Genomic DNA, 14,824 nt, shown 5'->3' on the forward strand with positions numbered 1-14,824 from the left:
ATGACAGTACCCTGCGGCGATACTTAGTACACCATACAACGTGGTACTTACAGTCGAAAGCGATGTTACCATTTGTTTCCATGTGCAATATTATACAGGCTTAAGCTATCTAGTGCGGCACGTATTTTGTTTTTAGCATAAGACGCTTATATCCCCATGCCTAAAGGCAGGGGCATTACGCGAATTTTGGTAATGTGGAATAACCACAGCGGGTCTCAGGGTCACGCCATGTATCGGCAAAGCGGCGCATGTATTTGAGGTTACGCGCTGAGAATCCCTTGATTTCAGGAAAAGCGCGGCGTAAGTCTTGCGCGAGTTGGTCAATGATTTTGCTGCCCCAGCCTTGTTGTTGTTGGCGTTGCAGGATGTCGTTGCCGATGTGCCAATAAAGTTTGAGCAGCTCTTGATTGACGGCAAGGGCGGCGCGTTGTTGGGCTGTTTGGATGTGTGTTTTGAGATCGGTCAACCATGTTTGGTAGCCATTGGGTTGTGGTGTGTTCATACCAGCCGCGTCCTCCCCGTCAGCAACTCCTGCATCATCCCCTGCTTCAGCGCCTTGGTCTTCGCCAGCCTCTGCTCCAACGCCGCAATCTCCTCATCCATCGCCGACAACACCCCCGCAATCGCCCCCTGTTCTTCTATCTCTGTGGGCAGCGCAAAAAGCATTGAGCGAATTTGTTTGAAATTCAATCCCTCTCTGTTTCCACCTGATTGAAAACTAGCTATCTGATCTTGTCCCATCTGTGACAGCAGCAAATAATTAATAATTGTTGGTATAGCTTTATTTTCAGCAGCACGAATAATACAAACATGCTGATTTACATTTCCTCCATCAAGGAAAATTGTTGCTATTGCACTACGTCCAATAGATGCCCCTGTAATATTTAATAAGACATCACCACACTTTAATTCTGTCGCCGAGAATGAATCATGGGTCTGTTCATCAATGTAAGCAAGATCATCAATAATCAGAACTCCCCAACCGATGTTCTGACTCCTAACGAATGGTCTGCCTGACTGAGTGTAAACATTAGACCCACCTTTAGGCGTTATACCGCTACCAACTTTAATAGCCAGATCACCGATAGCAGCAACCTCCCAATCCTCCGGTATTTCCCCCAACTCGCTCGACTTCATGCCTTTCCCTTCGCCAAACCCCGCCAGCCGTTGCTTGCCCGTCAAAAGCTGCTGCATGGTAGCGGTTTTTATATCGCGTTTTTTGGCAATCTGGGCATTGAGTGACGCAATCAGGGCATCGACATCAGAAAGAACGGTAGCGATAGCGGTTTGTTCTTTTTTCTTGAAATTTACAATTTTAATTTTTCTTATTGAAGGTAAATTAAGCCCTGCCTTTGCTCCCTGATCTGTTGCGCCTAAAAATATTTTTTGGATATTTTCACTTGCAAGAAAATAACTAATGAACTTTGAATCTACGCTATCTGGAAATCTTACCAGTGCAATATGCTGATTAATAAAAGATGGCTTCGGAAGTGTAGCATCCACATATCCAATTATGCCAATATCAGCCGTAATTGAAATTAAAACATCCCCATTATGAAGTGATGTTCTAACACCTTCTGATGTAACACCCTGTAAGCGAACACATTTTAGGTTACTTAAGTCTATATCAATAGATAATCTATTAAGATTTGTAATACGAATGAAAGGATCACCGTATTCAGCATAGAAATCAGCCCAACCACGTGAACCACTAGTCACAAAGGGATTCAAAGCCCCCAATTCAATAACATCCCAGTCTTCGGGGATGAGGCCGACTTCGGTTTGTTTGTAGCCTGCGGGAATTTTGATTTCACTCATGGCTTCCCCCTGTCAGTCTAGGAAAAGATGTAACAGGCACTGTCTGTTGAATCTTTATAACCATAAAAGATCGGTCAGGCAGTGTCTGACTTATCTCCGGCAGTAGAAAATATGATTCACTCAATTCGAGACGCAGTGCGTCTTGAATTGGGAATGCAGTGGAAATAGCGAGTATCGTTCCTCCACCCACCCTACGGGCTGTTCTTCCAATGGCTTTAATAAGAAATTCAACTATTAAAAATATTGGCAAATTATTTAATAAGAATCCAGTGTTGCGTGTTTGCTTAGCGTGATTCATGCCTTCAACCCCATCGCTTTCAGGTGCTTGGCAACCGTAGCACTGAGTGCGGCAGTTTGTTGCTCCAACGTCGGCAACGGTTGCGCGTAACGCTCATGCAGTTGCTTCAAACGGTTGGCGAATTGCTGAATCATGCGTTCGATGTCAGAGCGTACCCGCGCTTCCAGCGTTGCCAGCCACTTTTTGTCGACCATCAGCACCTTCATATCAAACTCATCCAGCTTGCCGTATTGCTCCAGCACTTGCTGATTGAGCTTTTCCTGCGCTTCTTTGACCGCTTTTTTGGCTTGCCCCTCCGCTTCCAACAAGGTTAGCCACGTTTCAATGATTTCAATCTCGGCGACATACTCGGCGGAAGGGTGCGAAATCCGGTGCATCTCGAACAAGGTTTGCCAGTCTTCACGCTGCTGCTTCAAGGTTTTACGCGCCGTTGCTGCCTCAGCCAGTTTCCGCAGATAATCATCCAGCACACGATTTTCCGCCGGAGTGTAGCTATCCGTCAGCCGCTCTTTCACATCCTTGACGGCAATTTTGCCCTTGGCATTTTTGAAGTCCGCCAGCACCGGCTCATCATCCAACGCCCGGATGCGATTTTCCGCAGCATCCAACGCTTTACGCTGGCTGTCGTACTGCGCAAAACCCGCTTTGTCGAAAGCTTTCCACGCCAAATCCTCAGTATCCGCCAGCTCTTTTTCAGCCTCGGCTTTATTGCTGACATCCTTCAGTACGCCGTCTTCCCCGCCATGCTCCTCCTGATGCTCAGTGAGGGCTTGCGTCGCCTCATCCTGCACCTGTTGCAAGGCATCCAGCGCCGCCTGTCCAACCGCAAAATAGTGCTCAATCACTAACGCAGGCGCGATAAAGTCCATCTTAAACTTTTGCGCACTTTTACCGCTGCCCACCACCAAATCCGGCTTTTCGACATCCTTATCCTTATCATCTTTACGCACCAGACGTACCAATGCAGGCGGCGACCAGCCTTCTAGCGCGACCATGTACACATCGTCTTGGAAGGTTTCCGCCCAGTAATCCATCAAAATCTGGTAAACCGCGTACTTGTCCAGCAACGGCGCACCCGTAAACGTCAGCAATAAATCTTCGGACAATTCACGGATTTTGTCTTTAGGCTTGACCCCCTGCGACAAGGCTTTCAAACCCTCCACATGCCGCTCCCGCCATGCTGTGAAACGCTGCATCGCCTGATCCGCAAATGCCTGATACTCCTCACCCACCAGCATCGTGCGCTTAAAATCCTTGGCAGCACACTGGCTCTGGAAATAGGTCGGGCGTTGGGCATCCGCCTGAAAAAGCTGTTTACGCAAGCTCGGAAATTGCCGCCAATAATGTTCCAGCAAATCCAGATCACGCTGCGGGATACCGCCGTTCAAATGCGCGTCAAGATCATGAATGTCTTCCGGCTCGGAAGCATCAATATAACGCGGAATATTCAGGTTATAGCCATTCCCCGCAATCTCCGCCAACGTCACCATGCGGCTATACCGCGCCACTTCTAATTGCTTGGTGAACACATCCACCATCTGGTGAATATCCTGACTACGCAGGCGGTTCTTGTTGCCGTCCTTGATAAAGCCCTTGCTGGCATCCACCATGAAAATGCCTTTGCGGGCGTGGGCATCTTCCTTGTCCAGCACAATAATGCAGGCCGGAATCCCCGTGCCATAAAACAGGTTGGCAGGCAAACCGATAATGCCCTTGATATAGCCCTGCCGAATCAGATTTTGGCGAATATCCGCCTCGGCATTACCCCGGAACAACACGCCGTGCGGCAAGATCACCGCCGCCTTTCCTGTGCTTTTCATGGATTTGAGGATGTGCAGCAGAAACGCATAATCGCCGTTTTTGGAAGGTGGCACGCCATACTCAAAGCGCCCGAACGGGTCTTCCTCGACATTCACCCCGTTAGTCCACTGCTTGTTGGAAAACGGCGGATTCGCCACCACGAAATCGAAGGTTTCCAGCGTATCGGCTGATGTCAAAAACAGCGGATTCGCTAAGGTATTGCCCTGCTGGATGTCAGCATCGGCATTTTCATGCAGGATCATGTTCATCTTCGCCAACGCGGTGGTGGCGTTGTCATTTTCCTGCCCGTACAGCGTCAGCCCATTCGGAGCTTGATCAGCCACTTTCAGCAACAAAGAGCCTGAGCCGCAAGTCGGGTCATACACGGTTTTGTCCTGAGTCGTATGTGGCGTAATGCCGATAATCTTGGCCAACACCTGCGACACTTCGGACGGTGTATAGAATTGCCCCTTGCTCTTGCCGGACTGCACCGCAAAGTGGCGCATCAGGTATTCATACGCATCACCGAGCAAATCGTCATCGGTAGCGCGGTTGCCACCCAATACCAAGCCTTCAAAAATACCGATCAGCTTGCTCAGGCGGTCGATCATGTCCTTACCGCTGCCCAACTTGTCGGGGTTGTTGAAGTCGGCGTTATTAATAACGCGCTTGAGGTGGTTTTCCTCAGCGAGCTTGTCAATGACCTTCTGCACGCCCTCGCCAATATGGGGCTTGCCCTTGAGCTTGACCATATCGGCGAAGGAAGCCCCTTCCGGCACATCAATCAACGAATCTGCCTGCCCCGCCTTGTCGGATACGTATTTCACAAACAACAAGGTGAGGATGTAATCCTTGTATTGGGAAGCGTCCATGCTGCCGCGCAACACATCGCAGCTTTCCCACAGGGAGCGGTAGAGTTCGGTTTTCTTGATAGCCATGCCAGTCCTGCACAATGATGAGAGAGGAAGGAGTATAGCGGTTTGACAGCGCCTTGTTTATGGCTCATTTGCGAAGATAACCCCACAAAAGATTCGCTTTTTAGCAATTTCCTACATCCATAACGCATACTCAGCCGTATAGGTAAGGTACAAGTTATGACAAAGGAAAACGCGGATATGTACAGAAAAAACATTGCCATCATCGGTTCAGGTATAACAGGACTTGCATCCGCATGGCTATTGCACAAGCAGTACAACGTCACGCTGTTTGAAAAGAATAGCTACATTGGCGGGCATACCCACACCATCGACGTACCCGAACAGGCTGGCAACGTTCCGGTCGACACTGGCTTCATCGTCTACAACGACCGTAATTACCCCAATCTGATCGGCTTGTTCGCGCAACTGGGCGTTGCCACCCGCGACACCGATATGTCTTTCGCGTTTTCACTGAATCAGGGGGAGCTGGAGTATTCCGGTTCGAGCTTCGACACCCTGTTTGCGCAACGTAAGAATCTGTTCCGCCCACGTCACTGGCGCTTGCTGGCGGAAATCATGCGTTTCAACAAAATCGCGCATCAATTACTGGCCAACCCGACCGCCGTTCCCGACATGAGTCTGGGCGAGATGCTGGATGCCCACCAGTTTTCCCGCGACATGCGCGAACATTACCTATTGCCGATGGGGGCAGCCATTTGGTCATGCCCGGTCGATACCATGCTGAAGTTTCCTGCGCTCAGCTTCCTCCGCTTCTTCGCCAACCACGGTTTGATTGATCTCCGTAACCGTCCCCAATGGCGAACAGTTTGCGGAGGAAGTTCTTTTTACGTGCGCAAACTCCTCACGGAAATGGGCGACAAGATCACCTTGCAAACGGGTGCAGTGCGCGTAGAACGTTCTGCCACCCAAGCCAGCGTGTTCACTGAAACCGAAAAGCACGACTTTGATGCGGTGATTTTTGCCTGCCACGCCGATGAAGCGCTGGCACTGCTGGCACAACCCACACCCGAAGAACAGCGCATCCTCGGCTGCTTCCACTACGAAAAAAACCAGACCTACCTGCACACCGACGCCAAACTGATGCCGCTGAACCACAAAGTCTGGTCGTCGTGGAATTACCTCGCCACCAGCCAGCCAGCCGCACGCCAGCAAATGACCGCTAGCTACTGGATGAACAAGCTGCAAGGGTTGAACACCCCCAAGGATTATTTCGTCACCCTCAACCCGTATGAATTGCCGCGTGACGAACACATCATTGCCGAAATGACTTACGAACACCCGGTCTTCGATCAGGCGGCCATGAACGCGCAACCCCAGCTTGCCAGCCTGCAAGGTCAACAACATTCCTGGTTCTGTGGCAGTTACCACCGCTACGGTTTCCATGAAGATGCCCTCGCCTCTGCGGTGAACATCTGCAAAGACTTCGGCATTACCCCGGTTTGGGTCAACGCACAGGAGACGACTCCTCAACCTGTGCTCCCCATAGCGGTGGCTGGGGCGGTAACGCCATGAACACGTTAGAGGCTGCTGCTATCTTCCCCTCCACAGTGATGCACAGTCGGCGTTTTCCTGTCCGTTACCGTTTCAGCTATCGCGTTTTTAGTTTGCTGGTCGACATCGACCGGCTCGACGAAGTGGGGCGTAACCCACTGTTTTCCATTAACCGTTTCAACTTGTTCAGCTTGTACCAGCGCGACCACGGCGCACGCGATGGCAGCCCCTGGCGTGCGTGGGCGCAACAGCTTTTACAACAAAATGGCATTTTTTCTGCTGATGGCCGAATCCAGTTGCTGTGTTTCCCACGTATCTTGGGGTATGGGTTCAACCCACTGAGTTTGTGGTTTTGTTACGCGGCTAATGGTGACTTACAGGCGGTGATTTGCGAAGTACGCAATACCTTCGGTGAGCACCACCACTACCTGCTACATCGGCACAATCAGGCGCTTGCTCCCATCGTGACTGGCGCCAAGCAGAAGAGTTTCCACGTCTCCCCCTTCATCGGGATGCAGGCACGCTATGAGTTTTTCATCCACCAACCCGGTGAAAAGCTCAATATCGTGATCCACGAATACGAGGGCGACGATCTGATGCTGGTAGCCACGCAGAAAGGCACACGCCTGCCCTTGACGGCAGGCGTTTTACTCCGCCAGTTTGCGAGCATCCCCTTCATGACCTTGAAAATCATGGTCTTGATCCACTGGCAAGCACTCAAAATCTGGCGTAAAGGCGGAAAATTTCACCGCAAGCCACCCCTACCGACCGAGGAGGTCAGCTAATGAATCTAGAAAACACCCTGACAACCCCGCTTGCCCCAAACTTTGAGCACTTGCCCGCCTTCAAGCGTTGGTTAATGTCGGTATTAGCACGCATCCGCCACGGCAAACTCACGATCTATCTGGATGGGGAATGCTACGTGGTCGGCGATACTGACGAATACCACGCCACCATCCATATCCATCACCCGATGCGCTTGGCGTGGAAATGCCTGACCAAAGGCGATTTAGGTTTCGGGCAAGCCTACCTAAGCGGTGACTGGTCGAGTGATCACCCCGCCGATTTGCTGACCTTACTGGTACAAAACTGGCACAAGATCGGTACAACGCTGGATGCTCGCGGGCAATGGTTACGCCTGCCCACCAAGTGGTTGCACCAACTACGCCGCAACAGCGTCAAAAACAGCCGCAAGAACATTGCCCACCACTACGACATGGGCAACGATTTCTACCGCGAATGGCTGGATAGCGGCATGACCTATTCGTCTGCACTGTACACCTCACCGGAGATGTCACTGGAACAGGCACAACACGCCAAATACCAGCGCATCCTCGATGAATTGCAGGTACAGCCGGGGCAAAGTATCCTCGAAATCGGCTGCGGTTGGGGCGGTTTCGCCGAAGTTGCCGCAGAAGCCGGTTGCAAGGTGCACGGCATTACCCTTTCCAGCGAACAACTCGCGTGGGCGCAACAACGCCTCGCCCGCTTTGGCGAGCAGACCCACCTGGAGCTGCGCGATTACCGCCACCTGGAAGGCACTTACGACCACATTGTGTCCATCGAAATGTTTGAAGCGGTCGGCGAAGAATATTGGCAAACCTATTTCGACACCCTGCAACGCAGCCTGAAACCGGGTGGCCGCGCCGTGCTACAAATCATCACCATCGGCGACGAATGGTTTGAAACTTACCGCGCCCGCCCGGATTTTATCCAACGTTACGTCTTCCCCGGTGGCATGTTGCCTTGCCCTGCCAAACTGGATGCACTGGTTACTGAGAGTAACCTTAAACAAATCAACCACATTGGTTTTGGTGCAGACTATGCGCGTACGCTGGCGGAATGGGACAAGCGTTTCAGCGCTGCCCTGCCTGCCCTGCGCCCGCTGGGGTATGACCAACGCTTTGAACGCTTGTGGCGTTATTACCTCGCCTATTGCGAAGCTGGTTTCAACGAGGGGCGCATTGACGTAATCCAGTTGACCTTGGAGAAACCACACGCATGAACGCCGCCCATTATCGCCAGTTGTTGTTTTACGGTTTGCCGGGGCTGCCGCTGGCGATGTTGGGCTTGCCGTTGTATGTGTATTTACCGTCGTTTTATGCGCAAAGTCTGGGGCTTTCCCTGACGGTGGTGGGCATGGCCTTGCTGGCAGCACGCGGGCTGGATGTGCTCACCGACCCGCTGATCGGCTGGTTGAATGACAAGGTGCACAGCCGTATCGGGCGGCGTAAATTGTTTATGCTGCTGGGTACACCGTTGTTACTGGTGGGGCTGGAATACTTGCTGCGCCCCACGGGTAAAGTTGACGGGTTTTACCTGTTCTTGTGGTCATTCATCACCTATATGGGCTGGACGCTGGTCAGTATCCCTTGGCAGGCGTGGGGCGCGGAAATGACCCGCGATTACCACGGCAAGAGCGCCTTGTCCGCCAGCCGCGAGGGCTTTGCCATTCTCGGTACGGTGGTGGTGATCAGTTTACCGTTCCTAACAGGATCACCGGAGGCAGCGACTACCTTGGGGACGCTGGCCAACCTCCTGTGGTTTTTGTTACCCCTGAGCTTATTACCGGCCTTGGTGTGGCTGGTGGAACGCCGCCAGGAACGTCGGTTCGCGCCTTTGCGCAAGGTGGGCAACATCCTTTCCGCACATCCAGCGATACGCCAATTGTTGCCCGCTTACTTTATTAACAGTTTAGCCAATGCCTTACCCGCCACCTTGTTCATCCTGTTTGTGACGCATGTGCTGCAAACCCCGGAACAAGTGGGTGTGTTGCTGATGGTTTACTTTCTCAGCGGTGTTCTTGGTCTGCCGCTGTGGTTGTGGTTAGCCAAACGCCTCGACAAAAGTCGAGCATGGGCATTGGCGCTTATTTTATCGGTCGCCGCGTTTGCGTTTGTGCCGTTTTTAGGGGCAGGCGATGCGGGCTGGTTCATGGTGATTTGTGCGGTCAGCGGGCTGGCACTGGGGGCTGATGTGGCATTGCCCGCCTCGATGCAGGCGGATATTGCCCAGCAAATGCAGCATCAGGGCAACCCGAATACGGGCTTGCTGTTCGGTTTGTGGGGCTTGTTGACCAAGCTGGCGCTGGCTTTGGCGGTGGGCATTGCCTTTCCGCTGCTGGATTGGGCGGGGTTTGTACAAGATGCCGCCACGCAAACCCGCACGACCTTGTGGGGAATGGCGTTGCTCTACGCCGGGCTGCCAGTGCTGCTGAAAAGCTGGGTGATTTGGCGGATGTGGCACTTCCCTTTTAGTGAAGTTGATTTTCGGGATTATTGGGAGATGAGTTATGCGAATGCGCTCTATTCTGCTTACCCTTCTGCTCTTCATCGTGAGCGGGTGCAGCAGCATGAAGATTGAAGACTACGCGAGTTTTACACCGCGCTTTGACCTGTTTCAGTACTTTCAGGGGAATACCCGAGGCTGGGGCGTGTTTCAGGATCGCGGTGGTGCGCTCAAACGCCAGTTCGTGGTCGACATTAACGGTGTCATCGACAACAACGGCGAGTTGGTCATGACGGAAAATTTTGTCTGGAACGATGGCGAAAAATCCCAACGAATCTGGCGCATCCGCAAAACGGACGAACACCATTACACTGGGCGTGCCGATGACGTGGTGGGCGAAGCCAAAGGCGTGACTTACGGCAATACACTGAACTGGGCGTATGACCTGAAACTGCCGGTGGATGGCAAAGTCTGGCAAGTCAGCTTCGATGACTGGATGTACATGCAGCCCGATGGCGTGATGTTGAACCGCGCAAAAATGAGCAAATTCGGCATTACTCTGGGTGAAGTCACCATCTCATTCCAGAAACGTTAGAACAGGAGACAACCCATGCACACACTGACGTCCATACTACTGCTGACGACGTTATTACTAGCCCCACTCAGCGTTATGGCAAAGCTCCCGGCGGGTTTGAAAACCGTGGGTCAGGGCGATGCGTTTTACCTGAGCGTGATCAAGGTTTATAACGCCAGCTTGGCAGTCGGCAACAATGCGACCCGTACCAATGTGCTGGAGGCCGATGTATCACGCTGCCTGACGCTGGATTACGCGGTAGATTTAAGCGCAGACAAATTCGCGCTGGCCGCCGATACTATCCTCAAACGCCAGCATGACACTGCCACCTTGCAAAGCATCAATCCCCAACTTGCACAATTACACAATGCTTATCAGGATGTGAAAGTAGGCGACATTTACCAAATGTGTTACGACGCCAAGCAACAAACCACCCGCTTGCTGCTGAATGACAAACCGCTGACCAGCGTGAAATCAGCCGAATTTGCCAACGTGTATTTTGGGATTTGGCTAGGTGAGAAACAGCCGATTACACAGGCGTTGCGGGAAAGTTTACTGAAGGGATTGTGAGTAAACAGTGTACTAGCCGTTTCGACTAACTCCACTTACAATAAGGGATGTTACACTTCGCAGGATTCCACCCAATGGCTGAAACACTCACCACCACAATCCGCCCAGAACTCTTACAGGCGCTGATTGATCATGCCGAACACGGCATCACCATTGCTGAGCGCGAGGGTAATGACACCATTTTGCTGTACGTGAATCGCGCCTTTGAGGAATTGACGGGTTATACGTCTGATGAGTGCCTGTACAAAGACTGCCGTTTCCTGCAAAACGCTGACCACGAGCAGCCCGAACTCCTGAAAATTCGCACCGCGATTGAACAGGAACAATCGGTACGGGTTGTGTTACGCAATTACCGCAAAGACGGCACGCTGTTCTGGAATGACCTGACCATTAGCCCCTACTTCGACCGTGAAGAGGGTGTGATGTATTACATTGGCGTACAAAAAGACGTTACCCAAACCATTGCTTTACAAGAAGAACTCGCACGCTTACAAGCACGCCTGGCAGAACTGGAATCCTGATCTGCCTTTACGCCTGCAACTTACCCCGCAACCAACGCATCAGCCATCCCAGTACCGGCAATTTGCTGTAAACATGCTCTGCCGGATCCCAATAATCCACATGCTCCAGCGCCAAGCCTTCTGCATTGAAACGCACCACACTCGTACCGGGGATTTCCCATGCCTCACCCTTCAAGGTCTGAAAATGGTAATCCCAGCGGATAAATAACGTATCCCCCGTCACCGCATGGTCGCTGATGACAAAGCGGGAATCGCGGGTAGTCGCAAACATGTGTTCAAAAATCCGTGTAATCGCTGCTAACCCGTGCACATCGTTGAACGGGTCTTTGAAACGCGCATCCGCCGCAAAAATCTCCGCCAAACGTTCCAAGCCATCCGGCGTCAAGCTCGTGAAGGTTTGCAAATAATGTTCCACATGCCCCATTACAGCGCCCCCTTGGTCAGCTTGAAATACAACCAATACGGCAACAACCGCAGCACTTTCAGCAGGTAAACAAAGCGTTTCGGGAAGGCAATTTCAAAATTACGGCGGGGCAAATCGCGCATAATGGCTTGCGCGGCCTCATCAGGCTCCAGCAAAAACGGCATCTTGAAAGCATTTTTATCCGTCAGCGGCGAACGTACAAAACCGGGGTTAACCACCCGCAACAGCACGCCCCGCGCCTTCAATTCCAGATGCAGCGATTCCGCAAGGCTAATCACCGCCGCCTTGCTGGCACTGTACGGCGCAGATTTCGGCAAACCCCGATACCCGGCAACGCTCGCCGTTAGCAAGATTTGCCCGCGCCCCCGCGCCAACATCAGCGGCATGATCGCATCCAGCCCGTTCACCGCCCCCAGATAATTGATGTCACACAGCTTGCGGAACAGCTCGATATTGAAATCAGCCAAGGGCATCGGGGTGTAATCCCCCGCATTCAACACGCACAGCTCAATCTCGCCCAACTCGCGGGTAATCGCCGCTGCCGCTTCATGCAGGCTCGGCACATCGGTCACATCCACCGTGTAAGGGTGCAAGGCCGGGTGTTGCGCCTGCATCGCCTGTAACGCACCCAGCCGCCGGGCGCTAATCGCCACTTGCCAGCCCGCTTGCGCCAACTGGAACGCCAACGCTTGCCCGATACCGGAACTTGCGCCCACCAACCACGCGACAGAAGGAGATGATTTCATCCGGTAAATGCCTCTTTGGAAGCCAAATAAGCCAATTCATCTGCCGTACTTACCCGCCCCAGCGCGGCATTACGATGTGGAAAACGCCCAAAGCGCCGCACAATCTCACGGTGATGGCGGGCAAACTGCGCATTGCCTTCCAGCCCGCTGGCATCAAACAAACGTACTGACTCATCCTGATCCGCCAGATGTTCGCTGTGCATCAAAGGCATGTACAAAAACGCCAGCCTATCTTTGGGTAACCGCTGATCGAAACCTTGCTTAACCGCGTGTTTAGTAATGGCAACCGCTTGCTGTTCCGTGGAAAAACTGCGAGCCTCCCCGCGAAACATGTTTAAGGGAAACTGATCGAGCACGATACACAAGGCAAGGCAACCCTCGGCACTGTCGCGCCACGCACCCCATTCACCAGCGGCGGCGCTTGCCCACAAGGCTTCGTAACGCGCCAAAATATCCGCATCAATCGCCGGGGTGGAGGCAAACCACTGCTCAGACATTGGCGGCTTGTACCAAAAATCCAGAATATCGGCAGGCGTAATCTTGCTTGTCATGAGACTGCCACTCCCGCTGCGACCAATAGCAGCACCACAATCACCGTCAAATGCAAACGCATTTTCCCGTAGTCCGCCGACAAGCGCTTAAACAGCAGCAGCGAATCGACGATATAAGCCAACACCACTAACCCCGCCAACAAGAACAACGCCCATTTAATCGGCAGCAACAAAGAAAACCACGCCAACACACTCGGCACAACGCTAAACAGCAATAACTTGCCCAGATCATGCTCATCCAGCTTATCCTGCATCCCCAGCGCCACGCCCCAATGCACCGCCCCGAGAAAGCTCAGGATAATTGCCGCATACGCAGCCAGCCACCAATCCAGCCGCACATTTTCCAGCCAAGGCAAGCTAGACCCCAACAACAAAGCCACGCTCAGCACAGCAAACGGCAACAAACCGCCGTAACCTAACCACCACATCAATTTGGGCAAGGGACGTTTCGGGTACATGGGAATCTCCTTTTCTGATTTGTCGGTCATAGACAAGATTGTAGTCTGTGTACGGCTATTGTAGAGAAACCGGATAACCACGGTGAGTAATTGAAAAAGCCCCCGCCATGCGGAATGCTGACCACACTCTGTTTACCCACAAGGCTATACACCATGAACACCTCGAAAGTAACCTGTTTCCACGATGGCGAATGCCCGATTTGCAACCTCGAAATCAACGGCATGAAAAAACTCGACACCGCAGGCAACATTCAGTGGGTCGACATTACCAAAGACCACGACGCCTTAGCGGCGGCAGGCATCACCTACCAACAAGCCATGGCGCGGATTCACGTGATCGACACCCAACAGCACATGCAAACCGGCGTGCGCGGATTTCTGGCCGTATGGAAACAACTTCCCTATTACCGCCGCCTCGCCACCATCGTAGAGCGCGTGCCCTTGCTTATCCCTGTCATGGAATGGGGCTACCGCTTGTTTGCGTATTACCGCTTACCACTGACAGGGAAAAAGCGCTTACCAACGGATAATCAAGGGTAGTTATTCCTGCTTCACGTAAATCAGCTTGTCGGTGGCAAACCCAAGGCTTTTGGCCTTTTCCACCAAGCGCTGTTGCACGGCTGCATCCAGTTGCGGCGTGCGTGACAGAATCCACAAGTAATCGCGGTCATTGCCAACGATCATCACGTATTGGTAATTCGGGTCGAGTTCCACAATGTTGTAACCGCCGTAGAAGGGGCCAAAGAACGATACTTTTAGCTGCCCCACGTCTTTCGATCCCACGAATTTGGCGCGACCCTCCGCCTCTTCCCACGTCTGTTTGTTGGTATTGTACCCCCGGTTGAGGACACGAATAGTACCATCCTCGCGCGGACTGTATTCTGCTGTCACCTGCTCCAGACCGCGCTCAAAGGAATGGTCAAGGCGGGCAACTTCATACCACCGCCCCAGATAACGATCGACCTGAAAGCCCGCTACCGGGGTAATCCCCTCAGGAACACCCACGCAACCAGCCAACAACCAGGCCAGCATCAACACCAATAATTTTTTCATCAGTCGTGCGCGAGATACCCCAGCCTTTAGGCATGGGGAGGGATAGCGCGTCGGCGACAGCCGACCCTCTTCTCGCTCCTCCGTTTGGTTTGCTATCTTCGGTTGTTGACTCTTCACGAAATATACGATATTTTGTGAATAATGAAAACTAAACGCGCCTACCAATTCCGATTCTACCCAGACCAACAACAAGAAACGTTGCTGGCTCAGACGTTCGGTTGTGTGCGCTACGTTTACAACAGCATCTTGCGTTACCGCACGGATGCCTACTATCAGGCTCAGGAAAAAGTTGGGTACACGAAAGCGAGTTCCCAACTGACTGCCATCAAAAAACTGCCTGAAGCTACTTTCCTG

At 52.4% G+C, this 14,824-nt stretch carries 18 protein-coding genes; 9 read left to right on the top strand and 9 right to left on the bottom strand.

Annotation, left to right across the window (positions count from 1 at the left end):
* From Q394_RS23140 to Q394_RS0116325, 4 genes are all read right to left on the bottom strand, one after another.
* Positions 1-82 (bottom strand): transposase (locus tag Q394_RS23140; protein ID WP_211248793.1); only part of this gene is annotated, 82 nt, incomplete at its 3' end.
* Between the two features lie 93 nt (positions 83-175).
* On the bottom strand, positions 176-502 hold the full coding sequence (locus Q394_RS20855; protein ID WP_038141854.1) for a DUF1016 N-terminal domain-containing protein: 327 nt from the start codon (positions 500-502) through the stop codon (positions 176-178).
* Entirely contained in the window at positions 499-1,818 is a 1,320-nt protein-coding gene (locus tag Q394_RS0116315) for a restriction endonuclease subunit S (RefSeq protein WP_028490193.1), read from the bottom strand. The genes Q394_RS20855 and Q394_RS0116315 overlap by 4 nt, the downstream gene beginning before the upstream one ends.
* A 294-nt stretch (positions 1,819-2,112) precedes the next feature.
* The gene (locus Q394_RS0116325) at positions 2,113-4,854 is read right to left on the bottom strand and encodes a type I restriction-modification system subunit M (protein WP_028490195.1); all 2,742 of its coding nucleotides are present in this window, start codon (positions 4,852-4,854) and stop codon (positions 2,113-2,115) included.
* Between the two features lie 177 nt (positions 4,855-5,031).
* Here Q394_RS0116325 and Q394_RS0116330 point away from each other — a divergent pair, with 177 nt between their 5' ends.
* From Q394_RS0116330 to Q394_RS0116360, 7 genes are all read left to right on the top strand, one after another.
* Entirely contained in the window at positions 5,032-6,366 is a 1,335-nt protein-coding gene (locus tag Q394_RS0116330) for an NAD(P)/FAD-dependent oxidoreductase (RefSeq protein WP_028490196.1), read from the top strand.
* Positions 6,363-7,130, top strand: coding sequence for a DUF1365 domain-containing protein (locus Q394_RS0116335; protein WP_028490197.1), 768 nt, complete (start codon positions 6,363-6,365; stop codon positions 7,128-7,130). The genes Q394_RS0116330 and Q394_RS0116335 overlap by 4 nt, the downstream gene beginning before the upstream one ends.
* Positions 7,130-8,350, top strand: coding sequence for an SAM-dependent methyltransferase (locus Q394_RS0116340; RefSeq protein WP_028490198.1), 1,221 nt, complete (start codon positions 7,130-7,132; stop codon positions 8,348-8,350). Before Q394_RS0116335 ends, Q394_RS0116340 begins: the two co-directional genes overlap by 1 nt.
* Positions 8,347-9,708 carry an MFS transporter gene (locus Q394_RS0116345; RefSeq protein ID WP_028490199.1) on the top strand — a complete coding sequence of 454 codons (1,362 nt, stop codon included), beginning with the start codon at positions 8,347-8,349 and terminating at the stop codon, positions 9,706-9,708. Before Q394_RS0116340 ends, Q394_RS0116345 begins: the two co-directional genes overlap by 4 nt.
* Positions 9,698-10,168 (top strand): DUF3833 domain-containing protein, encoded by a 471-nt coding sequence (locus Q394_RS0116350; RefSeq protein ID WP_028490200.1) that lies wholly within the window; start codon positions 9,698-9,700, stop codon positions 10,166-10,168. Before Q394_RS0116345 ends, Q394_RS0116350 begins: the two co-directional genes overlap by 11 nt.
* 15 nt (positions 10,169-10,183) lie before the next feature.
* Positions 10,184-10,717 (top strand): chalcone isomerase family protein, encoded by a 534-nt coding sequence (locus tag Q394_RS0116355; protein ID WP_028490201.1) that lies wholly within the window; start codon positions 10,184-10,186, stop codon positions 10,715-10,717.
* Between the two features lie 74 nt (positions 10,718-10,791).
* The gene (locus Q394_RS0116360) at positions 10,792-11,238 is read left to right on the top strand and encodes a PAS domain S-box protein (RefSeq protein WP_028490202.1); all 447 of its coding nucleotides are present in this window, start codon (positions 10,792-10,794) and stop codon (positions 11,236-11,238) included.
* Positions 11,239-11,245: 7 nt separating this feature from the next.
* Here Q394_RS0116360 and Q394_RS0116365 read toward each other — a convergent pair whose 3' ends face one another.
* Genes Q394_RS0116365 through Q394_RS0116380 form a run of 4 tightly spaced genes read right to left on the bottom strand, consistent with a single transcriptional unit; the run spans position 11,246 to position 13,417 of the window.
* A complete protein-coding gene (locus tag Q394_RS0116365; RefSeq protein WP_028490203.1) occupies positions 11,246-11,662 on the bottom strand; it encodes a nuclear transport factor 2 family protein in 417 nt (138 codons plus the stop codon).
* Positions 11,662-12,408, bottom strand: coding sequence for an SDR family NAD(P)-dependent oxidoreductase (locus tag Q394_RS0116370; RefSeq protein ID WP_028490204.1), 747 nt, complete (start codon positions 12,406-12,408; stop codon positions 11,662-11,664). Before Q394_RS0116370 ends, Q394_RS0116365 begins: the two co-directional genes overlap by 1 nt.
* Positions 12,405-12,959: a DUF924 family protein gene (locus Q394_RS0116375; RefSeq protein WP_038141855.1), complete on the bottom strand. Its 555-nt coding sequence runs from the start codon at positions 12,957-12,959 to the stop codon at positions 12,405-12,407. Before Q394_RS0116375 ends, Q394_RS0116370 begins: the two co-directional genes overlap by 4 nt.
* Positions 12,956-13,417, bottom strand: coding sequence for a DUF3429 domain-containing protein (locus Q394_RS0116380; protein WP_028490206.1), 462 nt, complete (start codon positions 13,415-13,417; stop codon positions 12,956-12,958). The genes Q394_RS0116375 and Q394_RS0116380 overlap by 4 nt, the downstream gene beginning before the upstream one ends.
* Before the next feature lie 153 nt (positions 13,418-13,570).
* Between Q394_RS0116380 and Q394_RS20860 the strand changes: the two genes are divergently transcribed.
* Positions 13,571-13,957, top strand: coding sequence for a thiol-disulfide oxidoreductase DCC family protein (locus Q394_RS20860; protein ID WP_051543516.1), 387 nt, complete (start codon positions 13,571-13,573; stop codon positions 13,955-13,957).
* Here Q394_RS20860 and Q394_RS0116390 read toward each other — a convergent pair whose 3' ends face one another.
* The gene (locus Q394_RS0116390; RefSeq protein WP_028490207.1) at positions 13,958-14,470 is read right to left on the bottom strand and encodes a lipocalin family protein; all 513 of its coding nucleotides are present in this window, start codon (positions 14,468-14,470) and stop codon (positions 13,958-13,960) included.
* 141 nt (positions 14,471-14,611) lie between these two features.
* Here Q394_RS0116390 and Q394_RS20865 point away from each other — a divergent pair.
* On the top strand, positions 14,612-14,824 hold a 213-nt coding region (locus tag Q394_RS20865; protein WP_156946913.1), incomplete at its 3' end, for a helix-turn-helix domain-containing protein.

The organism is Thiothrix lacustris DSM 21227 (genome assembly GCF_000621325.1).
GTDB lineage: Bacteria > Pseudomonadota > Gammaproteobacteria > Thiotrichales > Thiotrichaceae > Thiothrix > Thiothrix lacustris.

Excerpts from the sequence above, each read along its gene's own strand:
- Q394_RS20855 (WP_038141854.1), bottom strand. The coding sequence starts at position 502 with ATGAACACACCACAACCCAATGGCTACCAAACATGGTTGACCGATCTC.
- Q394_RS0116315 (WP_028490193.1), bottom strand. The coding sequence starts at position 1,818 with ATGAGTGAAATCAAAATTCCCGCAGGCTACAAACAAACCGAAGTCGGC.
- Q394_RS0116325 (WP_028490195.1), bottom strand. The coding sequence starts at position 4,854 with ATGGCTATCAAGAAAACCGAACTCTACCGCTCCCTGTGGGAAAGCTGC.
- Q394_RS0116330 (WP_028490196.1), top strand. The coding sequence starts at position 5,032 with ATGTACAGAAAAAACATTGCCATCATCGGTTCAGGTATAACAGGACTT.
- Q394_RS0116335 (WP_028490197.1), top strand. The coding sequence starts at position 6,363 with ATGAACACGTTAGAGGCTGCTGCTATCTTCCCCTCCACAGTGATGCAC.
- Q394_RS0116340 (WP_028490198.1), top strand. The coding sequence starts at position 7,130 with ATGAATCTAGAAAACACCCTGACAACCCCGCTTGCCCCAAACTTTGAG.
- Q394_RS0116345 (WP_028490199.1), top strand. The coding sequence starts at position 8,347 with ATGAACGCCGCCCATTATCGCCAGTTGTTGTTTTACGGTTTGCCGGGG.
- Q394_RS0116350 (WP_028490200.1), top strand. The coding sequence starts at position 9,698 with ATGAAGATTGAAGACTACGCGAGTTTTACACCGCGCTTTGACCTGTTT.
- Q394_RS0116355 (WP_028490201.1), top strand. The coding sequence starts at position 10,184 with ATGCACACACTGACGTCCATACTACTGCTGACGACGTTATTACTAGCC.
- Q394_RS0116360 (WP_028490202.1), top strand. The coding sequence starts at position 10,792 with ATGGCTGAAACACTCACCACCACAATCCGCCCAGAACTCTTACAGGCG.
- Q394_RS0116365 (WP_028490203.1), bottom strand. The coding sequence starts at position 11,662 with ATGGGGCATGTGGAACATTATTTGCAAACCTTCACGAGCTTGACGCCG.
- Q394_RS0116370 (WP_028490204.1), bottom strand. The coding sequence starts at position 12,408 with ATGAAATCATCTCCTTCTGTCGCGTGGTTGGTGGGCGCAAGTTCCGGT.
- Q394_RS0116375 (WP_038141855.1), bottom strand. The coding sequence starts at position 12,959 with ATGACAAGCAAGATTACGCCTGCCGATATTCTGGATTTTTGGTACAAG.
- Q394_RS0116380 (WP_028490206.1), bottom strand. The coding sequence starts at position 13,417 with ATGTACCCGAAACGTCCCTTGCCCAAATTGATGTGGTGGTTAGGTTAC.
- Q394_RS20860 (WP_051543516.1), top strand. The coding sequence starts at position 13,571 with ATGAACACCTCGAAAGTAACCTGTTTCCACGATGGCGAATGCCCGATT.
- Q394_RS0116390 (WP_028490207.1), bottom strand. The coding sequence starts at position 14,470 with ATGAAAAAATTATTGGTGTTGATGCTGGCCTGGTTGTTGGCTGGTTGC.